Annotated in this window: 18 protein-coding genes and 1 other RNA gene; 9 read left to right on the top strand and 10 right to left on the bottom strand. The window is 69.5% G+C overall.

Going from position 1 to position 23795, the window contains the following annotated elements:
* Window positions 1–45 precede the first annotated feature (45 nt).
* The 3 genes from QHF89_RS00330 to QHF89_RS00320 form a co-directional block, all read right to left on the bottom strand.
* The gene (locus QHF89_RS00330; RefSeq protein WP_136965109.1) at window positions 46–528 is read right to left on the bottom strand and encodes a hypothetical protein; all 483 of its coding nucleotides are present in this window, start codon (window positions 526–528) and stop codon (window positions 46–48) included.
* Between the two features lie 457 nt (window positions 529–985).
* Window positions 986–1615, bottom strand: coding sequence for a DUF4304 domain-containing protein (locus QHF89_RS00325; RefSeq protein WP_284719864.1), 630 nt, complete (start codon window positions 1613–1615; stop codon window positions 986–988).
* Window positions 1616–1634: 19 nt separating this feature from the next.
* Window positions 1635–2879 (bottom strand): hypothetical protein, encoded by a 1245-nt coding sequence (locus QHF89_RS00320; RefSeq protein ID WP_136965107.1) that lies wholly within the window; start codon window positions 2877–2879, stop codon window positions 1635–1637.
* A 161-nt stretch (window positions 2880–3040) separates the two neighbouring features.
* On the opposite strand from QHF89_RS00320, the gene QHF89_RS00315 reads away from it, so the two are divergent.
* On the top strand, window positions 3041–3925 hold the full coding sequence (locus QHF89_RS00315) for a hypothetical protein (RefSeq protein ID WP_136965106.1): 885 nt from the start codon (window positions 3041–3043) through the stop codon (window positions 3923–3925).
* 290 nt (window positions 3926–4215) lie between these two features.
* On the opposite strand, the gene ssrS is transcribed toward QHF89_RS00315, so the two are convergent.
* Window positions 4216–4399: non-coding RNA, 6S RNA (gene ssrS / locus QHF89_RS00310), on the bottom strand.
* Window positions 4400–4575: 176 nt separating this feature from the next.
* Here ssrS and QHF89_RS00305 point away from each other — a divergent pair.
* Entirely contained in the window at window positions 4576–7503 is a 2928-nt protein-coding gene (locus QHF89_RS00305) for a Kelch repeat-containing protein (protein WP_284719863.1), read from the top strand.
* Between the two features lie 21 nt (window positions 7504–7524).
* Here QHF89_RS00305 and QHF89_RS00300 read toward each other — a convergent pair whose 3' ends face one another.
* Together QHF89_RS00300 and QHF89_RS00295 are read right to left on the bottom strand one after the other, a co-directional pair.
* Window positions 7525–8367, bottom strand: coding sequence for an inositol monophosphatase family protein (locus QHF89_RS00300; RefSeq protein ID WP_136965105.1), 843 nt, complete (start codon window positions 8365–8367; stop codon window positions 7525–7527).
* Window positions 8364–9833 (bottom strand): UDP-N-acetylmuramate--L-alanine ligase, encoded by a 1470-nt coding sequence (locus QHF89_RS00295; protein WP_136965104.1) that lies wholly within the window; start codon window positions 9831–9833, stop codon window positions 8364–8366. The genes QHF89_RS00300 and QHF89_RS00295 overlap by 4 nt, the downstream gene beginning before the upstream one ends.
* 102 nt (window positions 9834–9935) lie before the next feature.
* Between QHF89_RS00295 and QHF89_RS00290 the strand changes: the two genes are divergently transcribed.
* Both QHF89_RS00290 and QHF89_RS00285 read left to right on the top strand, forming a co-directional pair.
* Window positions 9936–10283, top strand: a complete 348-nt coding sequence (locus tag QHF89_RS00290) for a hypothetical protein (protein WP_136965103.1) — start codon at window positions 9936–9938, stop codon at window positions 10281–10283.
* A gap of 50 nt (window positions 10284–10333) precedes the next feature.
* Window positions 10334–10951: a hypothetical protein gene (locus QHF89_RS00285; protein ID WP_136965102.1), complete on the top strand. Its 618-nt coding sequence runs from the start codon at window positions 10334–10336 to the stop codon at window positions 10949–10951.
* 2 nt (window positions 10952–10953) lie between these two features.
* On the opposite strand, the gene QHF89_RS00280 is transcribed toward QHF89_RS00285, so the two are convergent.
* Complete coding sequence (locus QHF89_RS00280) at window positions 10954–12147, bottom strand: M20 family metallopeptidase (RefSeq protein WP_284719862.1); 1194 nt, start codon at window positions 12145–12147, stop codon at window positions 10954–10956.
* Between the two features lie 80 nt (window positions 12148–12227).
* Here QHF89_RS00280 and QHF89_RS00275 point away from each other — a divergent pair, with 80 nt between their 5' ends.
* Both QHF89_RS00275 and QHF89_RS00270 read left to right on the top strand, forming a co-directional pair.
* Window positions 12228–13274, top strand: a complete 1047-nt coding sequence (locus tag QHF89_RS00275) for a methyltransferase domain-containing protein (RefSeq protein ID WP_136965101.1) — start codon at window positions 12228–12230, stop codon at window positions 13272–13274.
* Window positions 13274–14371 (top strand): FAD:protein FMN transferase, encoded by a 1098-nt coding sequence (locus QHF89_RS00270; protein ID WP_136965100.1) that lies wholly within the window; start codon window positions 13274–13276, stop codon window positions 14369–14371. Before QHF89_RS00275 ends, QHF89_RS00270 begins: the two co-directional genes overlap by 1 nt.
* A 3-nt stretch (window positions 14372–14374) precedes the next feature.
* Here the strand turns inward: QHF89_RS00270 and QHF89_RS00265 are convergent, their stop codons facing one another.
* Window positions 14375–15166 (bottom strand): enoyl-CoA hydratase-related protein, encoded by a 792-nt coding sequence (locus tag QHF89_RS00265; protein ID WP_136933518.1) that lies wholly within the window; start codon window positions 15164–15166, stop codon window positions 14375–14377.
* Window positions 15167–15172: 6 nt separating this feature from the next.
* Between QHF89_RS00265 and QHF89_RS00260 the strand changes: the two genes are divergently transcribed.
* From QHF89_RS00260 to QHF89_RS00250, 3 genes are all read left to right on the top strand, one after another.
* Window positions 15173–16765, top strand: coding sequence for a WD40 repeat domain-containing protein (locus QHF89_RS00260; protein ID WP_136965099.1), 1593 nt, complete (start codon window positions 15173–15175; stop codon window positions 16763–16765).
* 80 nt (window positions 16766–16845) lie between these two features.
* Window positions 16846–18498, top strand: coding sequence for a hypothetical protein (locus QHF89_RS00255; RefSeq protein ID WP_136965098.1), 1653 nt, complete (start codon window positions 16846–16848; stop codon window positions 18496–18498).
* Between the two features lie 13 nt (window positions 18499–18511).
* Complete coding sequence (locus tag QHF89_RS00250; protein WP_136965097.1) at window positions 18512–20224, top strand: hypothetical protein; 1713 nt, start codon at window positions 18512–18514, stop codon at window positions 20222–20224.
* Window positions 20225–20233: 9 nt separating this feature from the next.
* Here the strand turns inward: QHF89_RS00250 and QHF89_RS00245 are convergent, their stop codons facing one another.
* Window positions 20234–21040, bottom strand: coding sequence for an SDR family NAD(P)-dependent oxidoreductase (locus QHF89_RS00245; protein WP_136965096.1), 807 nt, complete (start codon window positions 21038–21040; stop codon window positions 20234–20236).
* Window positions 21021–23729: a M1 family aminopeptidase gene (locus tag QHF89_RS00240; protein ID WP_136965095.1), complete on the bottom strand. Its 2709-nt coding sequence runs from the start codon at window positions 23727–23729 to the stop codon at window positions 21021–21023. The genes QHF89_RS00245 and QHF89_RS00240 overlap by 20 nt, the downstream gene beginning before the upstream one ends.
* Window positions 23730–23795: the final 66 nt, after the last annotated feature.

The following is a 23795-nucleotide window of genomic DNA, read 5'->3' as shown; positions in this document are numbered from 1 at the left end:
ATGATTGCTGTTCGATGATAGGTCACGAATACCTCCCTGGCCCCGTCACTCCTGCACGGAACCGTCGTCGGCGATCTTTTTGATTGTCGTCAGATCGGCGAGCACCTCGACCGATAGGACGCCCGAGATGGGCGTTGACGACCAGCGCTGGTCCTCGCGCTGATTCACGATGAGGGTGTGCACGCTGTCCGGGATCTGCGCGGTCACGGCCGTCCGGATCCAGAAGCGGCCCCCCAGGCGGAACACCTTATCGAGCCCGAGGCGCGCGTGAAACCAGTTGTTCCCGCCATGGTTCCACGGGGCCCCCGGTCGATCGTTGAAAAACGCGGCGCCGCTGAGGGAAAAACCCACGACGACCCCCAGCGGAAATCCCGCGAGCACCAGATCGCCCCCGACGGCGACGTGCGCGCCCTCGATGGGCAGGCCGTACAACGTCGCAGGCGAAACCGTGCGATGGTAGGAGCCGAAGAACCAGAACCCGCCGCCCTCGTAGCGAGCTCCGATCCGGGCGCCGCCCCCAGCGCTCACAACGTTCGGAAGGTGCCCCCCGAACAGAAGACTCGGCCCGGCCCCGACCGCGAGCATGGTCGGAGCGTCCGGTATCAGGCGGTTGGCCGTGGGCTCTTCACCGCGGACGAACCGGGTCACGAGGAGAACCGAGAGCGCGACGGCAAGCGGCAGGGGCCTCATTCCGCGGACGCTGCCGGAGGTTTGTCCGCGAGTCAAGGGGGTTTTCCCGCGTCACCGCCTGCTCATCTGGTCATCCGACCGTGTCTTTGGATCTCGCTCTCCGGCTTGCCGGACACGCTGGCGTCAGCATTCCGGGCCTCACGTCCGTAGACGTGAGCCACATCTTGAAGATGTGGCTCCTTCGGTCCCGCAGGACTCGCTTAGGGTTCATCGCCGCCTCGTATCGGAGCTCGTCCCATTGCAGAGGAGCCGGCCCACGAGCGCACCCGTGGGCCGGCCCTTCGCAGCAAACGTGTCAGTCGTCGTCACACGAGAAGCGCGCCAGGAACTTCTCGGGCCCGGTGCCGAAGCGCCTCTTGGTCTTCGACTTCTCCCGCTCGATGCATTCGCGGCACTTACCCTTGCACCCCAGCCGCTTCCAGAGGATCGCGGCATAGAAGAGGTCGAACGTATCTTCACGGGGATCGATGAACCGGTCCTCCTTCCTGCGGGGCTGCGAGAGGAACTCCGCGACCGCGCGTTCGTCCCGGAACCGATCGAAGAAGGGCAGGGCCGCCGTCTCCACGAGCCCCCGCAGCGCCTGCCCTACCTCGTCGTCCTTCTCGGGCCCATCGGAGGACCTGAGCTCCCACCACCTGTCACCCGTAGGCGTCAGCATTCCGGGCCGTACGTTCAGGACTCCGTCCGGTGGTTGAGGCGCCTTGGGTTCGACGCTGCCCGGACCCCAGTAGAGAGTTTTGACCCCCGGAATAAAAATCCCACAATTCGTGGTGAATTCATACTTCTCGGCCGTGTTGAGGTCGTCACTCTCGTGCTGGAAGAGGTGCTGGACGCTCCCCAGCTCCCGCACGTACACGCTCCCCCGTTTCTTGAAGCCCGCCGCGTGAAGCATGGGCGTGACCCACATCCTGAAGATGTGGCTCATTCGATCCCGCAGGACTCGCTTAGGGTTCATAATAGATCACCCGTCCCTTCCTCTCATACGCCTCTTCGTACTTCTTCATCTGGCGTTTGCCCGCTGCTTTTCCCGTCGGCGTGTTCGGCTTGAGCTCGATCGGATTCCCATTGGGCGTGAGCGCGTCGGGCCTCAGTTCCTTGCCATCCTTCTTGATACTCGGGTTGGGACGCCATCCCTCGTCCACTTTCTCCTTGACCTTCTTCTTGAACTCCTCATGCGCCTCTCTCCCGCGCTTGGTCGCCGGCGTCTCGCCGCCCCGCTTCGGTTTGGCCTGCGCTGGCGGGTCCGCCGCGCTCCCGTTGCCCCCCTGCCCTGCCGCACCCCCGTTCGGCTTCCCGACCGGCTTGGTCCTCGTCTTGACGGTCGACTTCGGCGCCGGCTGCGGCGAGCCACTCCCTGTTGACAAGGACTGCCCATTGTGTTTCCCGGCGGGCTTCTTCTGGTCCTTCGGCTGGAAGTTCTTGTGCCTCGCATGGCAAACTCCCTGGACGCACTCGTAGGCTCGATCGAGCCGCGCTGTCTCCTCCGAGGTTTGGCTCCAGGTCTCGTACTGCCATACCTCACCCGGTTGCACCTCGCTCGGGTCCTTCGGTACGGGCGCGGGCGCCTCGACCGGACGGGGTTGGTTCTCCGCGACAACCTGCTCCGCGCGCGCCCGGTGGACGAGGACCCTCGTGCAGCCCCCCGCGCCCGAGCCACTGCGTCTCCTCGTCTGACCCGGCTCCCGATACGCCGTGCACCGCTCTGGCTCCGGCGGCCTCGCGATCGGTCGCGGCAGCGGCCTCCGCCCCTCGGCCTCCTTAGCCGCGTCCTTCTTCTCTTCAGCCGCCTTGGCCTTGGCCTTCTCCTTCGCCGCGACGACGCGCGTCTGCGGCCGCGGCATCCGCGCCGGGCATTCGAGCTTGTTGTATGGAATCGGCAGGAGCTTCGCGGACTCGCGAGGCGAACCATCATCAAAAACGAACACGGGGCTGCCTGCGCGCCTCGCGAGGTCCACCTCCCGGACCCCGAAGAAGGGGGCGCCATCAGAGGTGACCCCCCAGGTTCGTTGGTCCTTCGGCACATTCGGCGGACGCACGCAGACGTGGATGACGTTCGGCGCCTCGAAGATCCGCGCCATCGTGGGATCACGCGCGGACGCGCATCCGGACGAGAGCAACACGAACCACAGGACCACGAGCGCGTGGACGAACCCTCGCCAATGACGAACCAAGACACACGATCGTCGCATGGACCGCTCCTGTCTCCCGGAAGGGTCCGGCCTTCACCCCCATTGGAGGGCCGCCCTCCGAGTGAGGATCAGACGGTGCGCCGCTCGTCAGCCACCGTCAACGCGGGCCCCCGCCACTTTCCCCTTTCCCTTTTCCTCGCTTCCACTGTAACTTTCCCTCCATGCCCCCGGAACCCATCTACACGCTTACCGACATCGTCTCCCGCCTCGGCGACGCCACCGAATCCGAGGCGCGGCTGGAGCTCGAAGGGCTCCGCAATGACGACTTCATCGCGAAGGGTCGGCGCATCGGCACGCCTCGCCTGGCGAAGGAACTCGCGCGGAATTACGGCCTCCTCGCCGATTGGCTCCTCACCGCCAGGGCCGAGCAGCTCGACCTCCTCGGGTTCGTCTCCGCCGATTGGCTCCGCATCGCCGCCTGGGCCGCGCGGCAATCGGAGACCCATTACGACGCCAATCAGAAAGGCGCGTCCCTCGGCGCCGCGGAGAAGCAGATCCGGCAAACGCAGGCCGAGGAGCTCGGCGCGGAGGCGAAGCAAGCGCGTGATCGGCTGCGTGGCACGCTCCTCCACCTCGCCGGCGGGATCCCCGGCTGGGTCACGCGGATCGACGCAGCGTACGCGACCCCGGGGACCCAGAGCCCGATCAGCGACGCCCTCGTCGCGCTCTGCGACGTCGCGGACGCCCTGCTGACGGATCCGTCCCCCGGCATCGTCAAACGCCGCGCGCGCAATCGATTGGATATGAATGCCGTGGGGCGATTCCGCGACCTCGCCCTCTCCGCAGCGCAGGCCCTCCGCGACGCCGCCTCGGTCGCGCCGACCGCGCCCGTCTCGCAATCGCAGGTGGACCTCTGGGACGGCATCGCCATCACCTTCTTCGAGCAGCTCGTCGACGCCCTCGAACAGGCCCGTGAGGTGGACCCCACGATCCCCGCGCCCTCGATCATCGGGCTGCGGGGCTGGTTCCGCCGCGCGTCCCGCAAGAACCGCGGGGACGCCGACGCCAGCACGAGCGACGCCGACGACGCCCCGGCCGGCGGCTGACCGCCACAACCCGTCTCCGTCGCGCCACAACGCCCCTCCCCCGCGCCACCACCGCTCACGCGACCCCGGGCACGCGCCTCCCTGCGTCGAACACGCGCGCCGCCCGGCGCCCCCTCCCCCGCATCCCCGCCACAACCCCCTCGCCGGCCGCCACAACCCCCTCGCACGGCCGCCACAACGTCTCCGACGGTCGCGGACACGGCCCCCGGAACGCCGGACACGTCGCCCCGACGCCCGGACACGCGACAAAAGAAAAGAGCCCGGCTCTCACCGGGCTCGAAGAAACGTTCCTTACCGCCGTAATCGTGGGTTGATGACTTGAACCCCTAGCTTGCGGCTAGGTGGGTACCCGATGTGCCGCTTTAGGCTTCCCGATGACGTCTCGGGCCTAGCTCACCACGACAGCGTTGTGGGCCCCTGGTTCATGCTTACTCGGGATTCAATTGCCAATCACCTCACGGACAACAGCAGAGGGAACGACGATACCCTACCACCCCCGCGGCCAACGCTCCAGCCCGAAGACGCGTGGGGACGAAGCGAAATGACCGGAACGTCGGTGACGTACGGTGCGCCCTCACACAACACAACCGCCGCGCGCCACGTGCTCGTTGGTTGACACGCGCGGCGACGGCGCCGCTACTGTGAAACGTATGCGTACTACGTCCCTCTTTGGTCGACTCCTTTTCGCGTTCTGTGTTGCGCCCGTCGTATTGCCGCTCGCGTGCAGCCGCGCGGAGGCCCCGAAGGCGCTCACCCTGAATGCGTCCGCATCGGCGCTCACGGCGCCGCGCTGGGACGTGGCCCCGCCGATGAACGCCGCGCGCAATCGGCACACCGCGACAGCTTTGCCCGACGGGAGGCTCCTCGTGACCGGCGGCGGGAACAGCAGCGCCGAGGTCTACCATCCCGCCACGAATACCTGGACGCTCGTCGCGTCCATGAGCACGGCGCGCACGTCCCATACCGCGACGCTGCTGCCGAATGGAAAGGTCCTCGTGGCCGGCGGCCCGTCGGAGGTGATCGAGGTATTCGATCCGGCCACCGATACGTGGACGGTCGCCGCGCCGATGCTGACGCCCCGCTATGGGCATACCGCGACGCTGCTCCCCGACGGGCGGGTCTACTTCCTCGGCGGCGTCGTGGACGGCGATGGAGTGACCTTCGAGGCGGAGATTTACGATCCGGCCACGAGCACGACGATCGAGGTGACGGCGCCGCCCGACTACATCGAAGACCATACGGCGACGCTGCTGCAAAATGGCGAGGTGCTCGTCGTGTCCGGAGCCCTCACGCAGGTCTATGACCCCGCCGCGGATTCCTGGTTCCACGCGGGCATGATCCAGAATCGCGAGGGTTATACCGCGACGGCGCTCGACAACGGCAAGGCGCTCATCACCGGCGGCTACACCGATTACGGCGGCGAGGGCTTCACCGCCGAGAACCGCAGCGCGCTGCTCTACGATCCGGTGACCCAGGGCTGGACGACGACGACGCCGATGAACACGACCCACTATCTGCACGCGGCCACGCGCCTCGCCGATGGTCGGGTGCTGATCACGGGCGGCGCGCTCACGGAGCTTTACGATCCGGCGACCGGGACATGGTCGCTCGGCAAATTCCTCAACACGAACCGCACCCGGCACCACGCCACGCAGCTCCTCGACGGGCGGGTGCTCGTCACCGGCGGCGGCACGGCGAACGTCGAATCGCTCCCCTTCACGAACAACGGCGGCGCCTGCCTCTTCGACGGCGAATGCACGAGCGGCTTCTGCGTCGACGGCGTCTGCTGCAATGCCGCGTGCGACGCCGGGTCGTGTGACGCTTGCTCGGTGAGCCAGGGCGCGTCCGCGAACGGGGTTTGCACGCCGCTCTCCGGGGCCACCTGCGGGAGCGCCGACGGTTGCACGGCGAATGGGGTATGCGAGGCGGGCGCCTGCGTCGGCGATGCGCCGGTCGGCTGCCAATCCGCATGGACGCCGGCCGGGAGCATGTCCGTGGCGCATCAGGAGGGCACGTGGGCCGAGCTCGCCGATGGCCGCGTGCTCATCGCAGGAGGAATCAACAACGACTGGGACGATAACCTCTCGGTGCAGATCTACGATCCGGCGGCAAACGCGTGGAGCGACGCCGCGCCGCTCCTGCATGTGCGGCGCCGCGCGAAGTCGGTCCGGGTCGCGACCGGCGAGATCCTGGTGGTGGGCGGCGATTCTCCGTCGTCGGCGGAGGTCTACGATGCGGCGACCAATACGTGGACGATGACCGGCGCCATGGCCGCGCACCACGACAATGGCCTCGTCCTGGCCCGGCTGCCCGACGAGCGAATCCTCGCGGTAGGCGGCGGGACGACGGCCGCGGAGCTTTATGATCCGGCGACGCATTCGTGGAGCGCGACGGGCTCGCTCGGCGCGTCGCGCTCGGGGCATTCGGCGGTGGTCCTTTCGGGAGGAAAGGTGCTGGTGACGGCGGGCCATGGAAACCCGGCGACGGCGGAGCTTTATGATCCGGCGACGGGGATGTTTTCGCCGGCCGGTACGCTCTCGTTCGCGCATCCGTCGCACCAGGCGACGCGGCTGCCGGACGGCAGCGTGCTCGTGGTGAGCGGGCAAGGCGCGGACCGATATGATCCGGCGACGAATACGTGGACGGCCACGCAAACGCTGCTGGCGCCGCCCTTCGAATTCACGACGACGCTGCTCGTCGACGGCCGGGTGCTGGTCGCCGGCGCGCGGAACATGCCGCATGCGCAGGTGTATGATCCGGCGACGAACGATTGGACGGTGACCGGGCACCTCGGCGTGTCGCGCGGGCGTCACGCGGCCATGTTGCTCGGAAACGGAAACGTGCTGCTCACGGGCGGGAAGCAACGGACCGGCGGCAACGAGTGCGCCCTGAACAGCGCCGCCGTGTATGACCCGATCAGGAATGACTGGACGCCGGTGCCCAGCATGAGCCAAACGCGCACCTATGCCTATGCCGTGCGGCTCGAAGGCAATCGTGTGCTGGTCTTCGGAGGGATGCAGGAAGGCTGCTCGTCCAGCGACGGTGACCCGCAGGCCCGCGAGAGCGCGGAGATTTTCGAAGGCGGCGTGACGCCGGACGGCAGCGGTGGCGCGGGGGGAATGGGCGGCGCCGGCGGTTCCGGTGGAATGGGCGGTTCCGGCGGCAGCGGCGGCTCGGGCGGTTCCGGTGGAATGGGCGGTTCCGGCGGTATCGGTGGGGCCGGCGGCTCCGGTGGAATGGGCGGTTCCGGCGGTATCGGCGGCGCCGGCGGCTCCGGTGGAATGGGCGGTTCCGGTGGTATCGGCGGCGCCGGCGGTTCCGGTGGAGTGGGCGGCGCTGGCGGTTCTGGTGGTCTCGGCGGCTCCGGTGGTTCCGGTGGTATCGGCGGTTCCGGCGGTATCGGCGGCTCTGGCGGTATCGGCGGCTCTGGTGGACCGACGGGCTCGGGCGGTTCCGGCGGTGAGCTGGGCGGCGGCGCGGATTGCCACGTGGCCAGTGGACCCGTCGAGACCCCCGGACGCGGGCTCGCAGCCCTCGTGGCCCTGGGCGCCCTCTTCGCGCGACGCCGCAAGCGCTGAAGCGCGCGGCGCCTCCCCTCCCTATGCGTTGATCGCCTCGACCAGCGCGTCGTGCAGGTGGCCATTCGACACGGCGATGTGCCCCTGGTGATAGTCCGGCACCCTGCCCTCCAGCGACGTGATCCTTCCCCGCGCCGCCAGCACCACCGCGCATCCCGCCGCGACGTCCCAGATGTTGAGCTTGCGCTCCCAGTACCCGTCGTAGGTGCCGTCGGCCACCATGCACAGGTCGATCGCGGCGCTCCCGCAACGCCGCACCCCCTGCACCACGTGCTTCACGCTCATGAACGAGTGGAAGTTGTTCGCAGGCGCGACGTTGCGGACCGTCGGAAAGCCCGTCGCGACGAGCGCGTCTTCGAGCCGCATCGTCGGGCTCACGCCGCATCGTTGACCGTTGCGCCGCGCCTCGCCGTGCCGGCCCGAGCGGCCCGAGACGCTGACGGGCTCGCCCACCCAGCCGCTCCAGCGAAGGCCGAGCGCCGGCGCCACGACCGCGCCCGCGATCGGCTCGTCACCGTCGAAGAGGCCGACGGAGATGCTCCAGAACGGGTGGCCGTGTACGAAGTTCGTCGTGCCGTCGAGCGGGTCGACGTACCAGACGAGGCCGCTGCGCAAGGCCATCGGGGCGAAGCCGTCGCCGCGCTCTTCGCCGACGACGGGGATGCCGGGGGCGAGCGAGCCGAGGCGCATGGCGATCATGTCCTCGCTCGCGCGGTCGTACTCGGTGACGAGGTCGGAGGGGCCCTTCGACTCGACGGGCGGGCGCGAACGGAAGCCGGCGCTCACGAGCGCGCCCGCCTCCTCGGCCACGAGCTGCGCGATGGCGGCAAACTGCGCACGCTCGCCCGTCGTCGTGCTCTTCATGGCGCGAGCGCTCCCCTTAGCTTGTCGTAGATCCCGCCGAACGCGCCGTTCGAGAGCAGCGCGATGGTGTCGCCCGCCTGCGCATCCCGCGCGAGCAACGTGACGATCTCGTCGACGGACGCAGGTGTCAGCGCGCGCTTGCCCCGCGCTTCGAGCGCCGCCGCGAGCGCGCGCAGGTCGAGCCGCTCGGCCTCGGGGATCTCGGTTCGGCCGAGCGGGGCGAGGACGATGACGTCGGCCGCGTCGAAGGCGCTGCCGTACTGCGCCTGATGCAGGGCGCGGCACGCCGTCGCGCTGCGCGGCTCGAAGACCGCGAAGAGCGAGCCTTTCGTGTGGCGAGCGCGGAGCGCGCGCAGGGTCTCGTCGACGGCGGTCGGGTGGTGGGCGAAGTCGTCGTAGACGCGAACGCCGCGCACTTCGTAGAGAAGATCCTGCCGGCGGCGAACGCCCTGAAACGTGGCGAGCGCCGAGATCACGGTGGAGAGCGGGACGCCGAAGCCCTGCGCGACGGCGGCGGCGGCGGCGAGCGCGTTGCGGATGTTGTGGCGGCCGGGGATCGTGACCGCGACGCGGCCTGCGTAGACGCCGCCGGCGTAGAGGTCGAAGGACTGGCCGGTCTCGTCGACGCCCGCGGGCGCGGCGAGCCAGTGGGGCGGCTGTCCGTGCATGTCGTCGCCTTCGAGGGCGAACCACGCGACCTCGGCGCGGGCCGAGGCGCGGACGACGTCGACGACGTGGCGATCGGCGGCGGCCGCGACGATGAGGCCGCTCTCGGGGACACGCTCGACGAAGCCGCGGAAGGCCGCGAGGTAGGAAGCTTCGTCGGGGTAGATGTCGACGTGGTCGTGCTCGATCGACGTGAGGATCGCGACCTCGGGCCGGTAGTGCCAGAACTTTGGCGTCTTCTCGAAGAAGGCCGTGTCGTACTCGTCGCCCTCGACGACGAACGGCGTTTTCCGACGCGACATGCCCTCGCCGGTGACGAGCGGCAGACGGCCGCCGCGCGCGACGTCGCCGGGGACGCGGAAGCTCGCGTCGAAGTTTTTCGGGAGGCCGCCGATGAGGAAGCCCGGGTCACGGCCGGCCTCGTGGAGGAGCCACGCGCAGAGCGCGCTCGTCGTGGTCTTGCCATGCGTGCCGCCGACGACGAGCGGCGAGCGGTGCACGAGCAGGAGCTCGGCGAGCGCGTGCGGCATGCTCTTCGTCGGAAGGCCGCTGTCGAGCGCCGCGCGGGCCTCGGGGTTCGTTGGACGGCAAACGTTCCCGATGACGACGAGATCAGGGCGGGGTTCGAGGTGCTTCGGGTCGAAGCCCTCCATGAGCCGGATGCCCCAGCGTTCGAGGGCGGGGCCCATGGGGGGATAGAAGGCGACGTCAGAGCCGGAGACGTCGTGCCCGCTGGCCTTGAAAAGCCCAGCGAGCGCGCCCATCCCCGTCCCTGCCACGCCCACGAGGTGCACGTGCATGGCGGCGAGTTTGCTATAGGAGGGTAGGAGCGCGCCACGCTCAAAGCGTCGCGACGAACACCACGTTTGATTCCCGGACGTGCTTCCGATAAAGCCGGGTTCATGAAGAAGGTTTCGAGCGCGCTCGTCAGCTTGTTCTTCGCGTCCTCCCTGCTCGTCGCGGCGTGTAGCAAGCCCAAGCAAGCGGAAGTCCCGGACGTCGACAAGGACACGGGCGGCCAGGACATGGCCGGCGAGGAGACGGCGCCGAAGCCCGAAGAAGACGCGAAGCCCGCAGGCGAGGGCGATATGAAGCAGAAGTGCTGCGCGTCCTGCAAAGAAGCGCTGGCGACGGATCGCTCGGGCACGCCGCCGGATCAGATCCCGTGTGCGGACTTCACCGCAACGCTGAGCCCCTGGTGCCTCGAGTATTTCCGGTCGAATCCGACGAAGGCCTCCGAGTGTCAATGAGCTGCTAGGCCGAGCCAAGGTTCGCGCACGGGTCGTGTAGACTGCTGCACATGGCGCGACCTTCTCGTCCTCCCGGCTTCGACATGACGTATCGCCCGGACAGCACGGTGTCGTTCGGGCCGCCGCTGAAGGAGCGCCTTCCCTGGCTCGTGTACCTCGCGGTCGCGCTCCTGATCTCGGGCGCGATCGTGTACGGGCAACACGCCCCGGCGAACACCTGGCTCTTCAAGTACGTCGTCGAGGACGACCGCCACCGCATCATGCCCGCCAGCGTGTGCGCGATCATCCTGTTTTGCAGCGCGATCGCCGGGGTGTTGCGCGACCAGATGCGCGGCGTGGTGGTGAACCCGGAGGGGATCGTGCTGCGCGAGCTGCTCTCGTTCGGGGTGCCGCGGGTGCGGCGCTGGAGCTGGTCGCAGATCGACAAGGTGCGCATCCCGAAGACCGAGCAGAAGGGGCAGGAGCTGCCGGTGCTGCGCGGCCACATCGGGCTCGATCTCTGGGACGGGACGAGCGCGCTCCTGCCGCCCGTGAGCAACATGCTGGAACTCGCGATGATGCTCGAGCGCGTGGCCCTCGCCCGCGCGATCCCGCTCGAAGGGACGACGGGCATGCTCGACGACCTGCAAGCCGCCGGCGTCGATAGCAAGCGCGCGCCCGCGGCCTGATTCTACCGCCCGTTTTTCCCCTCGAAATACGACGTCATCCCCGCCCGCAAGGGTGCGTCCGCGAGGACGTCGAGCGCCGTGAGCGCCATCGCCTGCGCCGCGAACATCATCGCCTCCGCGCCTCGATCGCTGTCCGCATGTCGCGCGAACGGGTGCTCGTGGCACATGGTCTCGCCCTCGTCGCAGATCGCGATCAGCGGGTGGATCGAAGGGATCACGTGGGAGATGTCGCCCATGTCCGTCGAGCCCATGCTGCGCACGGGATCGACCTCCCGCGCAGGCCGGCCGAGCGCAGCGAGGTGCTCGCCGAAGCGACGCGCGAGCGGGAGGTTCGGGCGCAGGTCCTTGTAACCGCCGCGGACCTCGATCTCCACCTCGACGCTACACGCGATCGCCGCGCCGCGCGCGCATCGCTCGACGAGCGCGCGCACGATCGAGAGCTCGGCGAACGACGACGCGCGCACCGCGAAGTCCACCACGGCGCGCTCGGGGATGATGTTGACCGCCTGGCCGCCCTCGACGACGACGCCGTGCACGCGCGTGCCGTCCCGCAGTTGCACGCGTTGCGCATCGACGAGGTGCATCGTCGCGAGCGCCGCCGCGAGCGCGCTCTTGCCCTCCCACGGGGCCATCGCCGCATGCGAAGGCACCCCCTTGAAGCGGAGCGAGAGCCAATGGCTCGCGAGGGAGGAGGGCGCGAGGATGTCACAATCGTACGGGTGAAACATCATCGCGGCCGTGACGCCCTCGAAGACGCCGGCCTCGAGCAGGCGGATCTTGCCGCCGCCGCCTTCCTCGGCGGGCGTGCCGATGATCTCGATCGTGCCCGCAAAGGAGGGGCGCGCCCGCGCGATCGCGAGGAACGCACCAAGCGCGCCGCCGGCGATGAGGTTGTGGCCACACGCGTGGCCCATCTCGGGGAGCGCGTCGTACTCGGCGAGGATCGCCACGCGCGGGCCCGCGCCGTCGCCGAGGCGCGCGCGGAAGGCCGTGGGGAGGCCGCCGGTGCCGCGTTCGACGGGGACACCCTCGGCCTCGATGGCCTCGCAGATCCAGCCAGCAGCGCGCGTCTCTTCGAAGCGTAGCTCCGGGTGCGCGAAGATCCGCGCGGCGACGTCGCGGACGATCGGCGTGACGGCATGCGCAGCCGCGAGGATGGCTTCCCTGACGGGTCGATCGATGGACATCGTCGGCATGGTTGATCGCGCATCATACAGCCCTCTCGCGCGGGGCGCCCGTGACGCGACGCCGCGTCGGGATGCGTTAAGCTCGCGCCATGCCCCGAGCCTCGATGCTCTCCGAGGTCCTGCGCCGAAGGTTCGATCCAGCCCTCGAAGCGGTGATGCGCAGGATGAGCCGTCACGATGTGCGTGGACCGCTCCGCGCCGCGCTCGCGCCGCACCGCGGCAGGGCGATGCGCCGCATGATCGATCGATTCGGGCCCGCGATCGCCCCGCTCGAAGGCGCCGTGCTCCGCGGCGAGGCCGCGGCGATCGAGCGCTTCGACGCCCTCGTCGCCGAGGCCGTCACGACGATGCGCGCCGAGCGGCCGAGCGATCTCGACGAAGGCGGTCGCGCCCCGCTCACGGAGCTGCTCCACGCGGTGGACGCGCGTCTCTACCGCGACAGGCCGGAGCTCATGGATGATCCGAGCCTCCCGGAAGACGAGCGGACACACGCGCTCGACGTGCTCGATCGGTTCAACCACTGCACGGGGATCTACGAGACGGTGATGGCGGCGATCGATCCGCTCGTGGAGGCCGCGAGCGGTGAGGGGAAGCGGCCGATCGTGCACGACGTCGCGGCGGGGCACGGCGGGCTCGCGTTGCACCTCGCCGAGCGGTTCGGGGATCGGGCCGCGATCGAGGCGAGTGATCTGCGGGAGGAGTACCTCGCGCTCGGGCGCGCGCAGGCAGCCGAGCGGGGGCTCTCGGTGCGGTTCTCGGTCGAGGACGCGCTCGCGCTCGGAGGCCTCTCGGAGCGAGGCGTGGACGTGATCACCTGCACCCAGGCGATCCACCATTTCCCGCCGGGGATGATCGCGCGGATGATGAGCGAGGCGGCGCGGCGCGCCCGCGTCGGCGCGTGTTTCATCGACGGGGAGCGGAGCTTCACGACGCTCGGGCTCGTGGCGCTCGTCGGAGCCCTGTACGGTCGGACGTACACGTTCTACTACGACGCCGTGACCTCGATCCGACGCATGTTCTACGAGGAAGAGCTCGCGCTCGTCGCGGCGCTCGCGCCGGGGATGCCCAAGGTGCGCGTGGAGACGGGCATCGCCCCGCCGTCGCACGTCTACGTGCGGATCACGCGGGAGCCGTGATGCGAACGAGCCAAATGTTCCTCCTCGGCGCGCTCGCCCTCGCGGCGTGCAACACGTCCTCGCCGCCCGAGCCCACGCCCGAGCCACGCGCAGAGGCCACGACGCCGCGCCCGCCGCCCTTCGATCCGAAGAAGATCACGCTCGACGACAAGGCGATGGGCACGCACGTCGTGATCACGACGTTCACCACGCGCGAGCTCGACGAAGCGGCGATCCGGCCGAAGCTCGACAAGGCGCTCGCCGAGATCCGCAGGCTCGAACGGCTCATGACGACCTGGCGCGACGACAGCGAGATCTCGCGCATCAACCAGGCCGCGGGCAAGCAGGCCGTCGCCGTCGGGCCCGAGACGTTCGAGGTGATCAAGAAGAGCATCTCGGTCGCGGATCGCTCGGAGGGCGTGTTCGATATCTCGTTCGAGGCGATGCGCGATCTCTGGCGCTTCGACGAGAACAAGGTCGAGGAGGTGCCCTCGAAGGCCGACATCGACGCGGCACGGGCGCTCATCGATTACCGCAAGATCAAGCTCGACCACGACGCGCGCAGCGTGATGCTGAGCAAGCCCGGCATGCGCGTGAGCCTCGGCGGCATCGCCAAGGGCTACGCCGTCGACGCCGCCGCGAAGGTGCTCGCCGCCGAGGGGCTCGCGTCGTTCTACGTGCAGGCCGGCGGCGATCTGTACGTGCGCGGCAAGAAGCCCGACGGCTCGCCCTACCGCGTCGGCGTGCGGGATCCACGCGGGCAGGGGCCGAACGACTACTTCGCGATGATCGACGTGACCGACCACTCCTTCTCGACGGCCGGCGACTACGAGCGCGCCTTCGTGAAGGACGGCAAGCGCTGGCATCACATCATCGATCCGCGCACGGGTTACCCTGCCCGGAAGAGCCGCAGCGTGACCGTGTGGGCCAAGGACGCCTTCACCGCCGACGGGATCGACGACGCGATCTTCATCCTCGGCCCGGACAAGGGCCTGTCGATCTGCGAGGAGCTCGACGACTGCGGCGCGGTCGTCGTGGACGAGCACAACAAGGTGTGGGTCTCGAAGCGGCTGGAGAGCAAGATCCAGATCCTTCGAGATCCAACGGATGGCGTGTAGGCCCTACACGCCGCGGAAGGCGGGCTTGCGCTTCTCGGCGAACGCGCGCAGCGCTTCGAGCCGATCCTCGCTGCGCAGCGTCTCGTCGTAGTAGACGCGTTCGAGCTCGAGGCCGAGATCGAGCGGCACCTCGTAGGACGTGTCGATCGCCCGGAGCGCGGCGCTCTGCGCGATCGGCGCGCCGGACGCGATGGGCTCGATCCAGGCGAGCGTGTCGTCGAGGACGTTCGTGCCCTCGGGCGAGACGCGGTTCACGAGCCCCCACGCGAGCGCCTCGGCCGCGCCGAGCTTCCGGCCGAGCAGGATCATCTCCTTGGCGCGCGCCTCGCCCACGACCCGCGGGAGCCGCTGCGTGCCTCCTGCGCCTGGAATGATGCCGAGTGTGGTCTCGGGCAACGCGAGCTCGGCGTGCGGCGCCGCGACGCGCAGGTCGCAGATGAGCGCGAGCTCGAGCCCGCCGCCGAAGGCGACGCCGTTGATCGCCGCGATCACGGGCTTCTCGCTGCGGTCGAGCACCCCGAGCTCGCTGCGGTAGAGGCCGACCTGCTTGCGCACGTCGTCGGAGCTCATGCCCTGGCGCTCCTTCAGATCGGCGCCCGCGCAAAAGGCCTTGTCGCCCGCGCCGGTGAGCACGATGGCGCGCACCTGGGGGTCGGCGACGAGCTCCTTGCCGAGGCGCCCGAGGGCATAAAGGGTTTCGCGCGAGAGCGCGTTGCGACGATCGGCGCGGTCGATCACGAGCACGCCGACGGCGCCGCGACGCTCGACTTTCACGGGGGAGGATTGATCGGACATGCGCCCGTGCGTAGCGAAGGCGGCGGCGCGCGCAAAGAGGCTCGTCGTTGTGCCATGCTCGTGCGTTACGACATGAAAAGGCAAACGGGTGCGGGGCGGCTTGAAAAGCGAAACGGCGCGCGGATCGGGCTCCTCGGCCTGTGGCTGGCGTGTGCGGCGGCGTGCACGCCCGACGCTGGGCCCAGCGTGACGAGCGGCACGGGCGGCGCGGGCGGCGCAGGCGGATCGGGCGGCATGGCCGGCGCGGGAGGCGCGGGCGGCGAAGGTGGCGGACCAGACCCGACGCCGGCGTTCGAGCACGTGTGGAGCAAGAGCTTCGGCGAGACCGATGTGCAATCGATCCAGGGCGTCGCGACCGATCCAGCGACGGGCGACGTCGTGGCCGTCGGCTCGTTCCGCGGCGTCGTCGACCTCGGCGGAGGACCCCTCGTGAGCTCCGGGGAAAACGACCTCTTCGTCGCGCGCTTCAGCCCGCTCGGCGAACACCGGTGGAGCAAGCGCGTCGGCGACGCCGCGAACCAGGAAGCCACCGCGGTCGCGATCGATGCCGCCGGATCGATCTACGTCGGCGGCGCGATCCAAGGCTCCGCGGACTTCGGCGACGGTCAGCTCCTGACGAGCGCGGGCGATGACGACGCATTCATCGCGAAGCTCGACGCGGAAGGAAACCTCGCCTGGGCCAAGCGCTTCGGCGACGCGAAAGCCCAGCGCGTCGCGCGCATCGTGATCACACCGTCCGGGCGGATCGTCCTCGGCGGCACCTTCGCCGGCACGATCAACTTTGGCGGCACGCTCCTCGTCTCCGCGGGATTGAACGACGTCTACGTGGCCGAGCTCGACACCGCGGGCGCGCACGTCTTCTCGCGTCGCTTCGGTGGCAGTAGCTTCGACGACCTCGGCGGGCTCGCGGTCGATCCCACGGGCTCGCTCCTCGTGACGGGCACGTTCGACACGACGATCGACTTCGGCCCCGTCACGGGCGACCCGCTCACGAGCATCGGCGGCCACGACATCTTCTTCGCCAAGCTCTCCGCGAACGGCACCGGCCTCTGGGCGCATCGCGCGGGCGACGCCGGCAGCCAGCGCGGACTTGCGATCGCGGCGGCGCCGAACGGAGACGTGATCGTCGCCGGTGACGCGTCCGGCACGTTGTACCTCGACGGCCCCGTCACCCACGCGAAGGGCGACCGCGGCCTCTTCCTCGCGCGGTACTCGTCGAGCGGCAGCGCCTTCTGGAGCCAGATGTTCGGCGGCGAGTTCTCCGGTTCGTGGGGCGTCTCCGTTCGCGTGGATCCGAACACCGAGAGCATCGTCGCCGCGGGCTTTTTCGATGACGAAGTCGACTTCGGCGGCGTGCCTCTCTCCGCGGCGGGCAGCGTCGACGTGTTCCTCGCGCGGTTCACGATGAACGGCGTGCACCTCGGCTCGCGCGTGTTCGGCGGTGCGGGCGCCGACGGTGCGCTCGCCCTCGACCTCGGCCCGCAGGGTGATCTCGTGGTCGGCGGCGTGTACGCGGGCTCGATCGACTTCGGCGGCGGCGCGTTCACGACCACGAGCACGCTCGACGCGAGTGGCTTTCTGGCGCGCCTCTCGCCCTGAAGACCGGCCCCACGCGGCTGATCCGAGAGGCTGCATTCCATGGCATGCTCGGATCGATGATGCGCAGGATCCACAGGGGCTTGGCTTGGTCTCGTCGGCACCTCGGCGCCGTGCTCGGCGCCGCGTCGATGATCGCCCTCGGGGCGGCAGCGTGCACGCCGGAGGCGCGCGACTTCGGCGACACGACGAGCGCGAGTGGATCGGGCGGCGCGGGGGGCAGCATGGGCTGCGCGCCGGACGAAGAGAGGTCCTGCTACACCGGGCCGCCCGGCACCGAGGACATCGGCGCCTGCAAGAAGGGCGTCCAGATCTGTCTGCCGAACGGCACGGGCTTCGGCGAGTGCTCCGGGGACGTCCTGCCCCAAGCCGAGAACTGCCTCACGCCCGAGGACGAGGCGTGCAACGGCGACGAGCCGGCCGATTGCCCGCCGCTCGACCACGTGTGGAGCAAGGGCTTCCCCATCCTCGACGACATCTACATTCGCAGCATCGCCGTCGACCCGAAGACGCTCGACATCGTGATCGCGGGCGAGCTTCGCGGCACGCTCGATCTCGGCGGTGGTCCGCTCGCGAGCACGGGCAGCACCGACATCCTGCTCGCGAAGTTCAGCGCCGATGGCAAGCACCAGTGGAGCAAGCGCTTCGGCGACGCGTCGTCGCAAACGACCGGCGGCGTGGTGATCGACGCCTCGGGGATGATCTACCTCGCGGCCACGGTCTCCGGCGCGATCGACCTCGGAGAGGGGGCGCTCACGAGCGCGGGCAGCTCCGACGCGCTCGTCGCGAAGTTCGACACGAACGGCGACGTCGTGTGGGCGAAGCTCTTCGGCGACGCAAACCTGCAACGCGCGAAGAGCATCGCGCTCACCCAGGCGGGGCAGGTCGTCCTCGGCGGTGAGTTCCAGGGCACGATCAACCTCGGCGGCTCGGCGCTCACGGCGGGGATGGACACGGACCTGTTCGTCGCCAGGCTCGACGGCTCGGGTTTCCACTCGATGTCACGCCGGTACGGCGGCGCGGGCTTCGAAGAGATCATCGCGCTCACGCTCGACACGAAGGACAACATCCTCGTCACGGGCCACTTCGACGGCGCGGTCGATTTCGGCGTCGCCGGCATGTTCACGAGCGCCGGCAGCGACGACGTGTTCACGCTCAAGCTTCAGGGAAACGGCAGCCCCGTCTGGGCCAAGCAGTGGGGCGACCCTGCCGATCAGGAAGCGCTCGGCATCGCGGTCACGCCGGACGACGAGGTCGTCCTCTCGGGGCGCATGGCGGGTGTCATCAGCTTCGACGACGGCTCGAAGATCGAAGCCGCGCCCATGGCGACGAACGCGTACCTCGTGAAGCTCGCGGCAGACGGCGCGCTCGCGTGGAGCAAGATCCTCGGCGGACCGGCATCCGGCTCCGACTGGGGCATGTGGCTCGGCGTCGCGAATGGGCGCATCGCGACGGCGGGCTGGTTCAGCGAGCAGATTGATTTCGGCGGCGGACCGCTGATGACGAAAGCGGCGGTGAGCCCCTTCATCGCGCAGCTCGCGTTCGACGGAACGCACCGGAGCTCGCGCACCTACACGACCGACGTGCCGGCCGGCGTGCTCGCGCTCGGCGTGATGCCGACCGGAGATCCGATCCTCGGAGGCCTGAGCTACGGGCCGATCGATTTCGGCGGAGGTCCGCTCACGTCGGGCGACGCCCAGCAACCGCTCCTGTTCCTCGCGCGCCTCTTGCCCTGAAGGAAATCCTTTCATGTTCGAAGCAATGAATCGCAAGCTCCGGCAAAACTCGGCTCTTTCGCGGAGGCTCGCCATCGTCGCGTGTCTCGGCGTGATGGCGCTCGCGGCGTGCTCGCCGGAGGAGCGTGAATTCGAACCGACGGGCACGAGCGGCACAGGTGGTGCGGGCGGCGCGGGCGGCAGCGGCGGCGGCATGGTCTGCACGCCCGACGAACAGCGCTCTTGTTACAGCGGCCCGCCCGGCACCGAGGACGTGGGCACGTGCAAGCCGGGCATCGAGGTGTGCCTGCCGAATGGCGCGGGCTTCGGCGAATGCGGCGGCGCGATCTTGCCGCAGCCCGAAGACTGCCTGACGCCCGAGGACGAAGCGTGCAACGGCGTCGATCCGCTCGAATGCCCGGCGCTCGGGATCGGCTGGCTGCGAACGTACGGCGAGCAGGCCTCCGCGCAGATGATCACGGATATCGCGATCGCCCCCGACGGCAACATCGTGATCGCGGGCGCGTTTGGCGGGACGATCGATCTCGGCGACGGCCCTCTCGCGAGCACGGGCAGCCTCGACATCCTCCTCGCGAAGCTCACGCCGAAAGGCGAGGTCGTCTGGGCCAAGCGCTTCGGCGACGCGGCCCTGCAACAAGCGAACGCCGTCGCCATCGACAAGGACGGCGCGATCTACGTCGGCGGACGTGTGCTCGGCGCGGTGAACTTCGGCAGCGGCGTCCTGACGAGCGCGGGATCGGGCGACGCGTTCCTCGCGAAGTTCGACGCCGACGGCGGCCCGGTGTGGAGCAAGCTCTTCGGCGACACGGCCTTGCAAGAGGTGCGCGCGATCGCGATGACCAAGGCGAACCAGGTGATCGTCGCGGGCAACTTCGCGGGCAACATCGCGCTCGGAGGAGCGCAGCTCGCGTCGGCCGGCAGCAACGACATCTTCCTCGCCAAGTTCGACGAGACCGGCTTCCATGCGGCCTCGCGGCGCATCGGCGGTCAAGGCGCCGACGAATTCCGCGCGATCGCCGTCAACACCAACGATGAGGTGGTCATCACCGGCGTCTTCAGCTCCACGCTCGAGCTCATCGCCGGCAACACCCTCACGAGCAAGGGCGGGCTCGACGTCTTCGCCGCGCAGCTCTCGCCGACGTTCGCCCCGATCTGGGCGAACGCCTGGGGCGACGCGGCCACGCAGCAGGCGTTCGACGTGGCGATCGCGTCGAACGGCGACGTCTTGCTCACGGGCGCGTTCGAGGGCGCGCTCAACTTCTTCGGGCAGACGATCAAGACGGACGCTGTCGCCTCGCGCGCGCTCTACGTGACGCGCATCGCGGGCACCGGAGACAGCGTCGTCTGGGCCAAAGCCATCGGCGACGCTACGGCGTTCGTGACGCAGGCCAGCCTCGCCGTGGGCACCGCCGATCAGCTCGCGCTCGCAGGCACGTTCCAGGGCGGCATGGACTTCGGCGGCGGCCCCCTCATGGCCGCAGATGCAGGCGATTTGTTCTTCGCGAAGCTCAGCAGCGACGGCGCCCACGTCGCGTCGAGCGTCCTTCTCAGCGGCGGGGCCAAAGACAACGACGCCGCCAACACGGTGTTCGCGCTCGCGCTCCTGCCTGCGGGGGATCTGATCGTCGGTGGCCAGAACCACGCGCCGTTCTTGATCAACAAAGCGCTCGTGGGCTCGTTCGACGGCAAGGACGGCGACGCGTTCCTCGGGCGCTTCCTGCCCTGATCGACGCGGCTACCGGCCCCCGCGCGCCTTCTTCCCCATCTTCGACAGGAACGGTCGCACGAGCGCCTTCGGCAGCGCGTCCACCGTCATCGCCATCGCCCGCGGCACGACGCCCGGGATCACGCGCGCCTGACCACGCTTGAGCCCTGCGACCGCCTCCTCCGCGCACGTGACCGCATCCACGTACACCGCCTTCGGAAGCTCCGGCCGCGCGTCGCTCCCCGCGACCTCCTGGAACTCCGTAGGCACCGGGCCCGGACAAACCACCGTCACTGACACGCCCGTCCCTGCGAGCTCCGCGCGCAGGCCTTCGCTCAGGTGGTTCACGTACGCCTTGCTCGCCGCGTACGTGCTCATCGCGGGCGAGGGCAGGATCCCCGCGATCGAACCGACGTTCAGGATCGCGCCCGACCCCCGCGCCACCATCGGCGGCACGAGCCGCGCGAGCAGCATCGTCGTGCTTACGACGTTGAGCTCGAGCATCCGCTCGATCTTCTCCCAGTCGCGGTTCTCGAGCAGGCCGTAGTCGCCGAAGCCCGCGTTGTTCACGAGCACGTCGATGACCTCGCCCGCCTGCCCGAGGTCGTCGAGCATCGCGCCGAGCGCCTTCCGGTCGAGCAGATCGACCGCGCGCACCAGCACCCGGAGACCCGGCCGCGCGGCCACGAGCTCGCGCGCAAGATCGTCGAGCCTCTCGCGACGGCGCGCCACGAGCACGAGCGCTCCCACCTCACGACCGAGCACGCGCGCGAGCTCCCGGCCGATCCCAGCCGAGGCGCCGGTGACGAGCGCCGTTTTACCGCGAAGCTCGTTCATCCTTTTTCCTCTTCTTGCCCTTCTCGCCCGCGTCCTTCTCGGCCTCGTGTTTGTCCGCGTCGCGGCCCGGGTGGACGCCGTTCGACTTGCTCGCGGCTTCCTTCGGCGCGATCCGCGCTTCGAGCTTGCCGAGGCGCGCCTTCAGCTCGGCGTGCTCGCTCCGCAGCGCCTCCAGATCCTCGCGCAGCCGCTCGGCTTCGCGCTTGCCCGCGCCGCCGAGGTCCCGCAAGGCCTCGCGGATCCGGCGACGCACGCGCCCGTCGAGCTCGCGTTCGAGCTGCCGCGAGAGCGGCCCGCGCGACTTCGTGTCGCCGATGTCGAGCAGCGCGCGCACCACGTCCACCTTGAGGTACGGATCCGACTGATCGAGCAGGTCCTCCAGCGCCTCGCGCACCTTGCGGTCCGTCGAGAGCTTCGGCAGCGCCATGATCGCGGCGCGCCGGCCACGCGTGGGGATCCCGTAGCGCGTGCGCGTGAGCACGTGCGCCTGCGCGCGCTCGTCACGCAGGGCCGCGAGCCCGTCGAGCGCGCCCGCGCGGACCACGTCGGCCCACGAGGGACGATCGAGCACCTCGATCAACGTGTCGAACGCCGCGCTCTGCCGGGTCCCGCCGAGCGCGCGCGCGGCCTCCGCCTCCACGAGGTAACTCGCGTCCCGCAGCGCGAGGCTCTTCAGCGCGTCGGCGGCTTGCGTCTTGCGGAACTTGCCGAGCGCCGCCGCCACCGCGCGCCGCACCTTCGCGTGCCCCGTCCGCGCGTGGGCGAGAAGATGCGTGAGCGCGTCGTCGCTGCGCACGTCGCCGAGCGCCGAGGCCGCCTCCGCTCGCACGCCCCAGAACTCGTCCTCCTTCCCGAGGGAGGCGCCGAGCGCGCGCGTCGTCGCCGGATCGTCGAGCTTGCCCATCAGGCTCGCCGCGAGCAGCCGGCCGCGCGCCGTCGGCGCCCCGACGAGCTGCGCGCGCAGCATGTCACCCGGGCACTCGACTCGCACATCGCCCACGATCCTGAGCTCCGGATCCACCACGATGAACGCGGGCCGCTTCGGCACGTGGATCGTGAACGTCGCGGTCGCCGACTCCACGCGCCGCACCTCGCGCCGCACCTCGCCGTCGATGGAGATGTCGAGCTCCAGATCGAGCGCGAAGACGTGCGTCCCGGCGTCCTCCTTGTCCTTCTCCCGGCCCTCTTTCGCGGCTTGCGCCTGCTTGACCGACACGGTCAGCGCCTCGCCGTCGTGATCGATCTTCACCTCGAGCTCCGGGTGCCCTGCGCGGAACACCCACTGCTCGAAGAAGCGCTCCAGGCTCCTGCCGCTCGCTTCTTCGAGCGCCCGCAGGAGGTCGCGCGTCTCTACGATCCCGCGCGCGTGCCGCTCCAGGTAGATCTTGATGCCGCGCCAGAACGCCTCGTCGCCGAGCTCGAGCCGCAGCATGTGCAGGACGCACGCGCCCTTCTCGTAGAGGTGACGATCGAAGATGTCGATCGGCGCGTCGTAGTCCTGGCACACGATCGGCCGGCGGTAGCGCCCACCCGCCTCGCCGAGGTACGCGGCCACGTCGCCGCGCACGCCGTGCTCGTACTCGTCGCGGCCGAGGTAACCCTCGCGATCGACGTGCTCCATGTACGTGGCGAACCCCTCGTTCAGCCACGCGTGCGACCAGTCGCGGCACGTCACGAGGTCACCGAACCAGTGATGCGCGAGCTCGTGCGCGATGAGGTCGTCGGCCGTCACGTCGATCGAGGCGCGCTCGTCGAGCAAGATGTGCTCGTACATCGTCGTCGCCGTCGTGTTCTCCATCCCGCCGAAGATGAAGTCGCTCACCACGATCTGCGAGTACGTCTTCCAGGGATACGCGACGCCCGTGAGCCTGCCGAAGCGGCGCACCATGTCCGGCGTCCGCCGGAACGTCCGCTTGCCCTCGTCGGTTTTTCCTTTGGGCACAAAGTAATGCAAGCGAACGCCGTCCGCCTCGTCGTCGATCCGCTCGAACTCGCCCGCGACGAGCGTGAACAGGTAGCTCGGGTGCGGGTCGTCCATGCGGTAGCGGTAGACGCCGCCCTGCTCCTCGTCCTCGTCGCTCTCGCGCGCGCCGTTCGACAGCGCGAACCAGCCCTCGGGCACCGTCACGCGCAGCGACGTCGACTGCTTGTTGTGCGGCTTGTCGATGCACGGGAAGAAGTGCCGCGCGTCCTCGTCCTGGCACTGCGACCAGACCTGCGCGGGTCGGTCCCGCACGTGCTCGTCCGGCGCGAGGAAGTAGAGCCCACGCCGCGGCGTCGCCGCGTAGCACACCCGCACCGCCGCGCGCGCGGCCCCCTCGGGGATCGACACGCGCAGCGTCTGCCCGTCGTACACGTGTGCTGCCGCGGCGAACTTGCCGTCGTCGCCCACGCGGAGCTCGACCGCTTCGAGGTCGAAGCCCACGGCGTCGAGCAAAAGCTCCTTCGCGCGCGCGTCGATACGCGACACGTCGAGCGTCGCTTCGCCCGCGACCGACTTCTTCGGCACGTCGAGGCGAAGGTCGAGCGCGATGTGCGTGACCTGAAACGGCCGAGGCCGCTCGTAGACGCGCTGCACGCCTGCCAGCGTGAACGGGCGCCCGGAGGCAGCGGAGGCGGACGAGTGGGCGTAGGACGAAAGCGCAGATCCGCACGCGCAGCGGTCGTGGAGGCGGTGCTCGAGGCTCATCGGGCGGCGAGTCTTACCCAACAAACCCGCCGAGCAAAGCCCCTCGCCGCGGGAAAACCGCGCTAG

The organism is Polyangium sorediatum (assembly GCF_029946465.1).
Taxonomy (GTDB): domain Bacteria; phylum Myxococcota_A; class Polyangia; order Polyangiales; family Polyangiaceae; genus Polyangium; species Polyangium fumosum.
This window is presented reverse-complemented; position numbering and strand designations above follow the sequence as displayed.

Bases quoted from the DNA above. Each gene is read 5' to 3' on its own strand.
- QHF89_RS00275 (WP_136965101.1), top strand. From the start codon at position 12,228: ATGCCCCGAGCCTCGATGCTCTCCGAGGTCCTGCGCCGAAGGTTCGAT.
- QHF89_RS00315 (WP_136965106.1), top strand. From the start codon at position 3,041: ATGCCCCCGGAACCCATCTACACGCTTACCGACATCGTCTCCCGCCTC.
- QHF89_RS00305 (WP_284719863.1), top strand. From the start codon at position 4,576: ATGCGTACTACGTCCCTCTTTGGTCGACTCCTTTTCGCGTTCTGTGTT.
- QHF89_RS00265 (WP_136933518.1), bottom strand. From the start codon at position 15,166: ATGTCCGATCAATCCTCCCCCGTGAAAGTCGAGCGTCGCGGCGCCGTC.
- QHF89_RS00285 (WP_136965102.1), top strand. From the start codon at position 10,334: ATGGCGCGACCTTCTCGTCCTCCCGGCTTCGACATGACGTATCGCCCG.
- QHF89_RS00280 (WP_284719862.1), bottom strand. From the start codon at position 12,147: ATGCCGACGATGTCCATCGATCGACCCGTCAGGGAAGCCATCCTCGCG.
- QHF89_RS00320 (WP_136965107.1), bottom strand. From the start codon at position 2,879: ATGCGACGATCGTGTGTCTTGGTTCGTCATTGGCGAGGGTTCGTCCAC.
- QHF89_RS00250 (WP_136965097.1), top strand. From the start codon at position 18,512: ATGTTCGAAGCAATGAATCGCAAGCTCCGGCAAAACTCGGCTCTTTCG.
- QHF89_RS00295 (WP_136965104.1), bottom strand. From the start codon at position 9,833: ATGCACGTGCACCTCGTGGGCGTGGCAGGGACGGGGATGGGCGCGCTC.
- QHF89_RS00245 (WP_136965096.1), bottom strand. From the start codon at position 21,040: ATGAACGAGCTTCGCGGTAAAACGGCGCTCGTCACCGGCGCCTCGGCT.
- QHF89_RS00300 (WP_136965105.1), bottom strand. From the start codon at position 8,367: ATGAAGAGCACGACGACGGGCGAGCGTGCGCAGTTTGCCGCCATCGCG.
- QHF89_RS00240 (WP_136965095.1), bottom strand. From the start codon at position 23,729: ATGAGCCTCGAGCACCGCCTCCACGACCGCTGCGCGTGCGGATCTGCG.
- QHF89_RS00270 (WP_136965100.1), top strand. From the start codon at position 13,274: ATGCGAACGAGCCAAATGTTCCTCCTCGGCGCGCTCGCCCTCGCGGCG.
- QHF89_RS00290 (WP_136965103.1), top strand. From the start codon at position 9,936: ATGAAGAAGGTTTCGAGCGCGCTCGTCAGCTTGTTCTTCGCGTCCTCC.
- QHF89_RS00325 (WP_284719864.1), bottom strand. From the start codon at position 1,615: ATGAGCCACATCTTCAGGATGTGGGTCACGCCCATGCTTCACGCGGCG.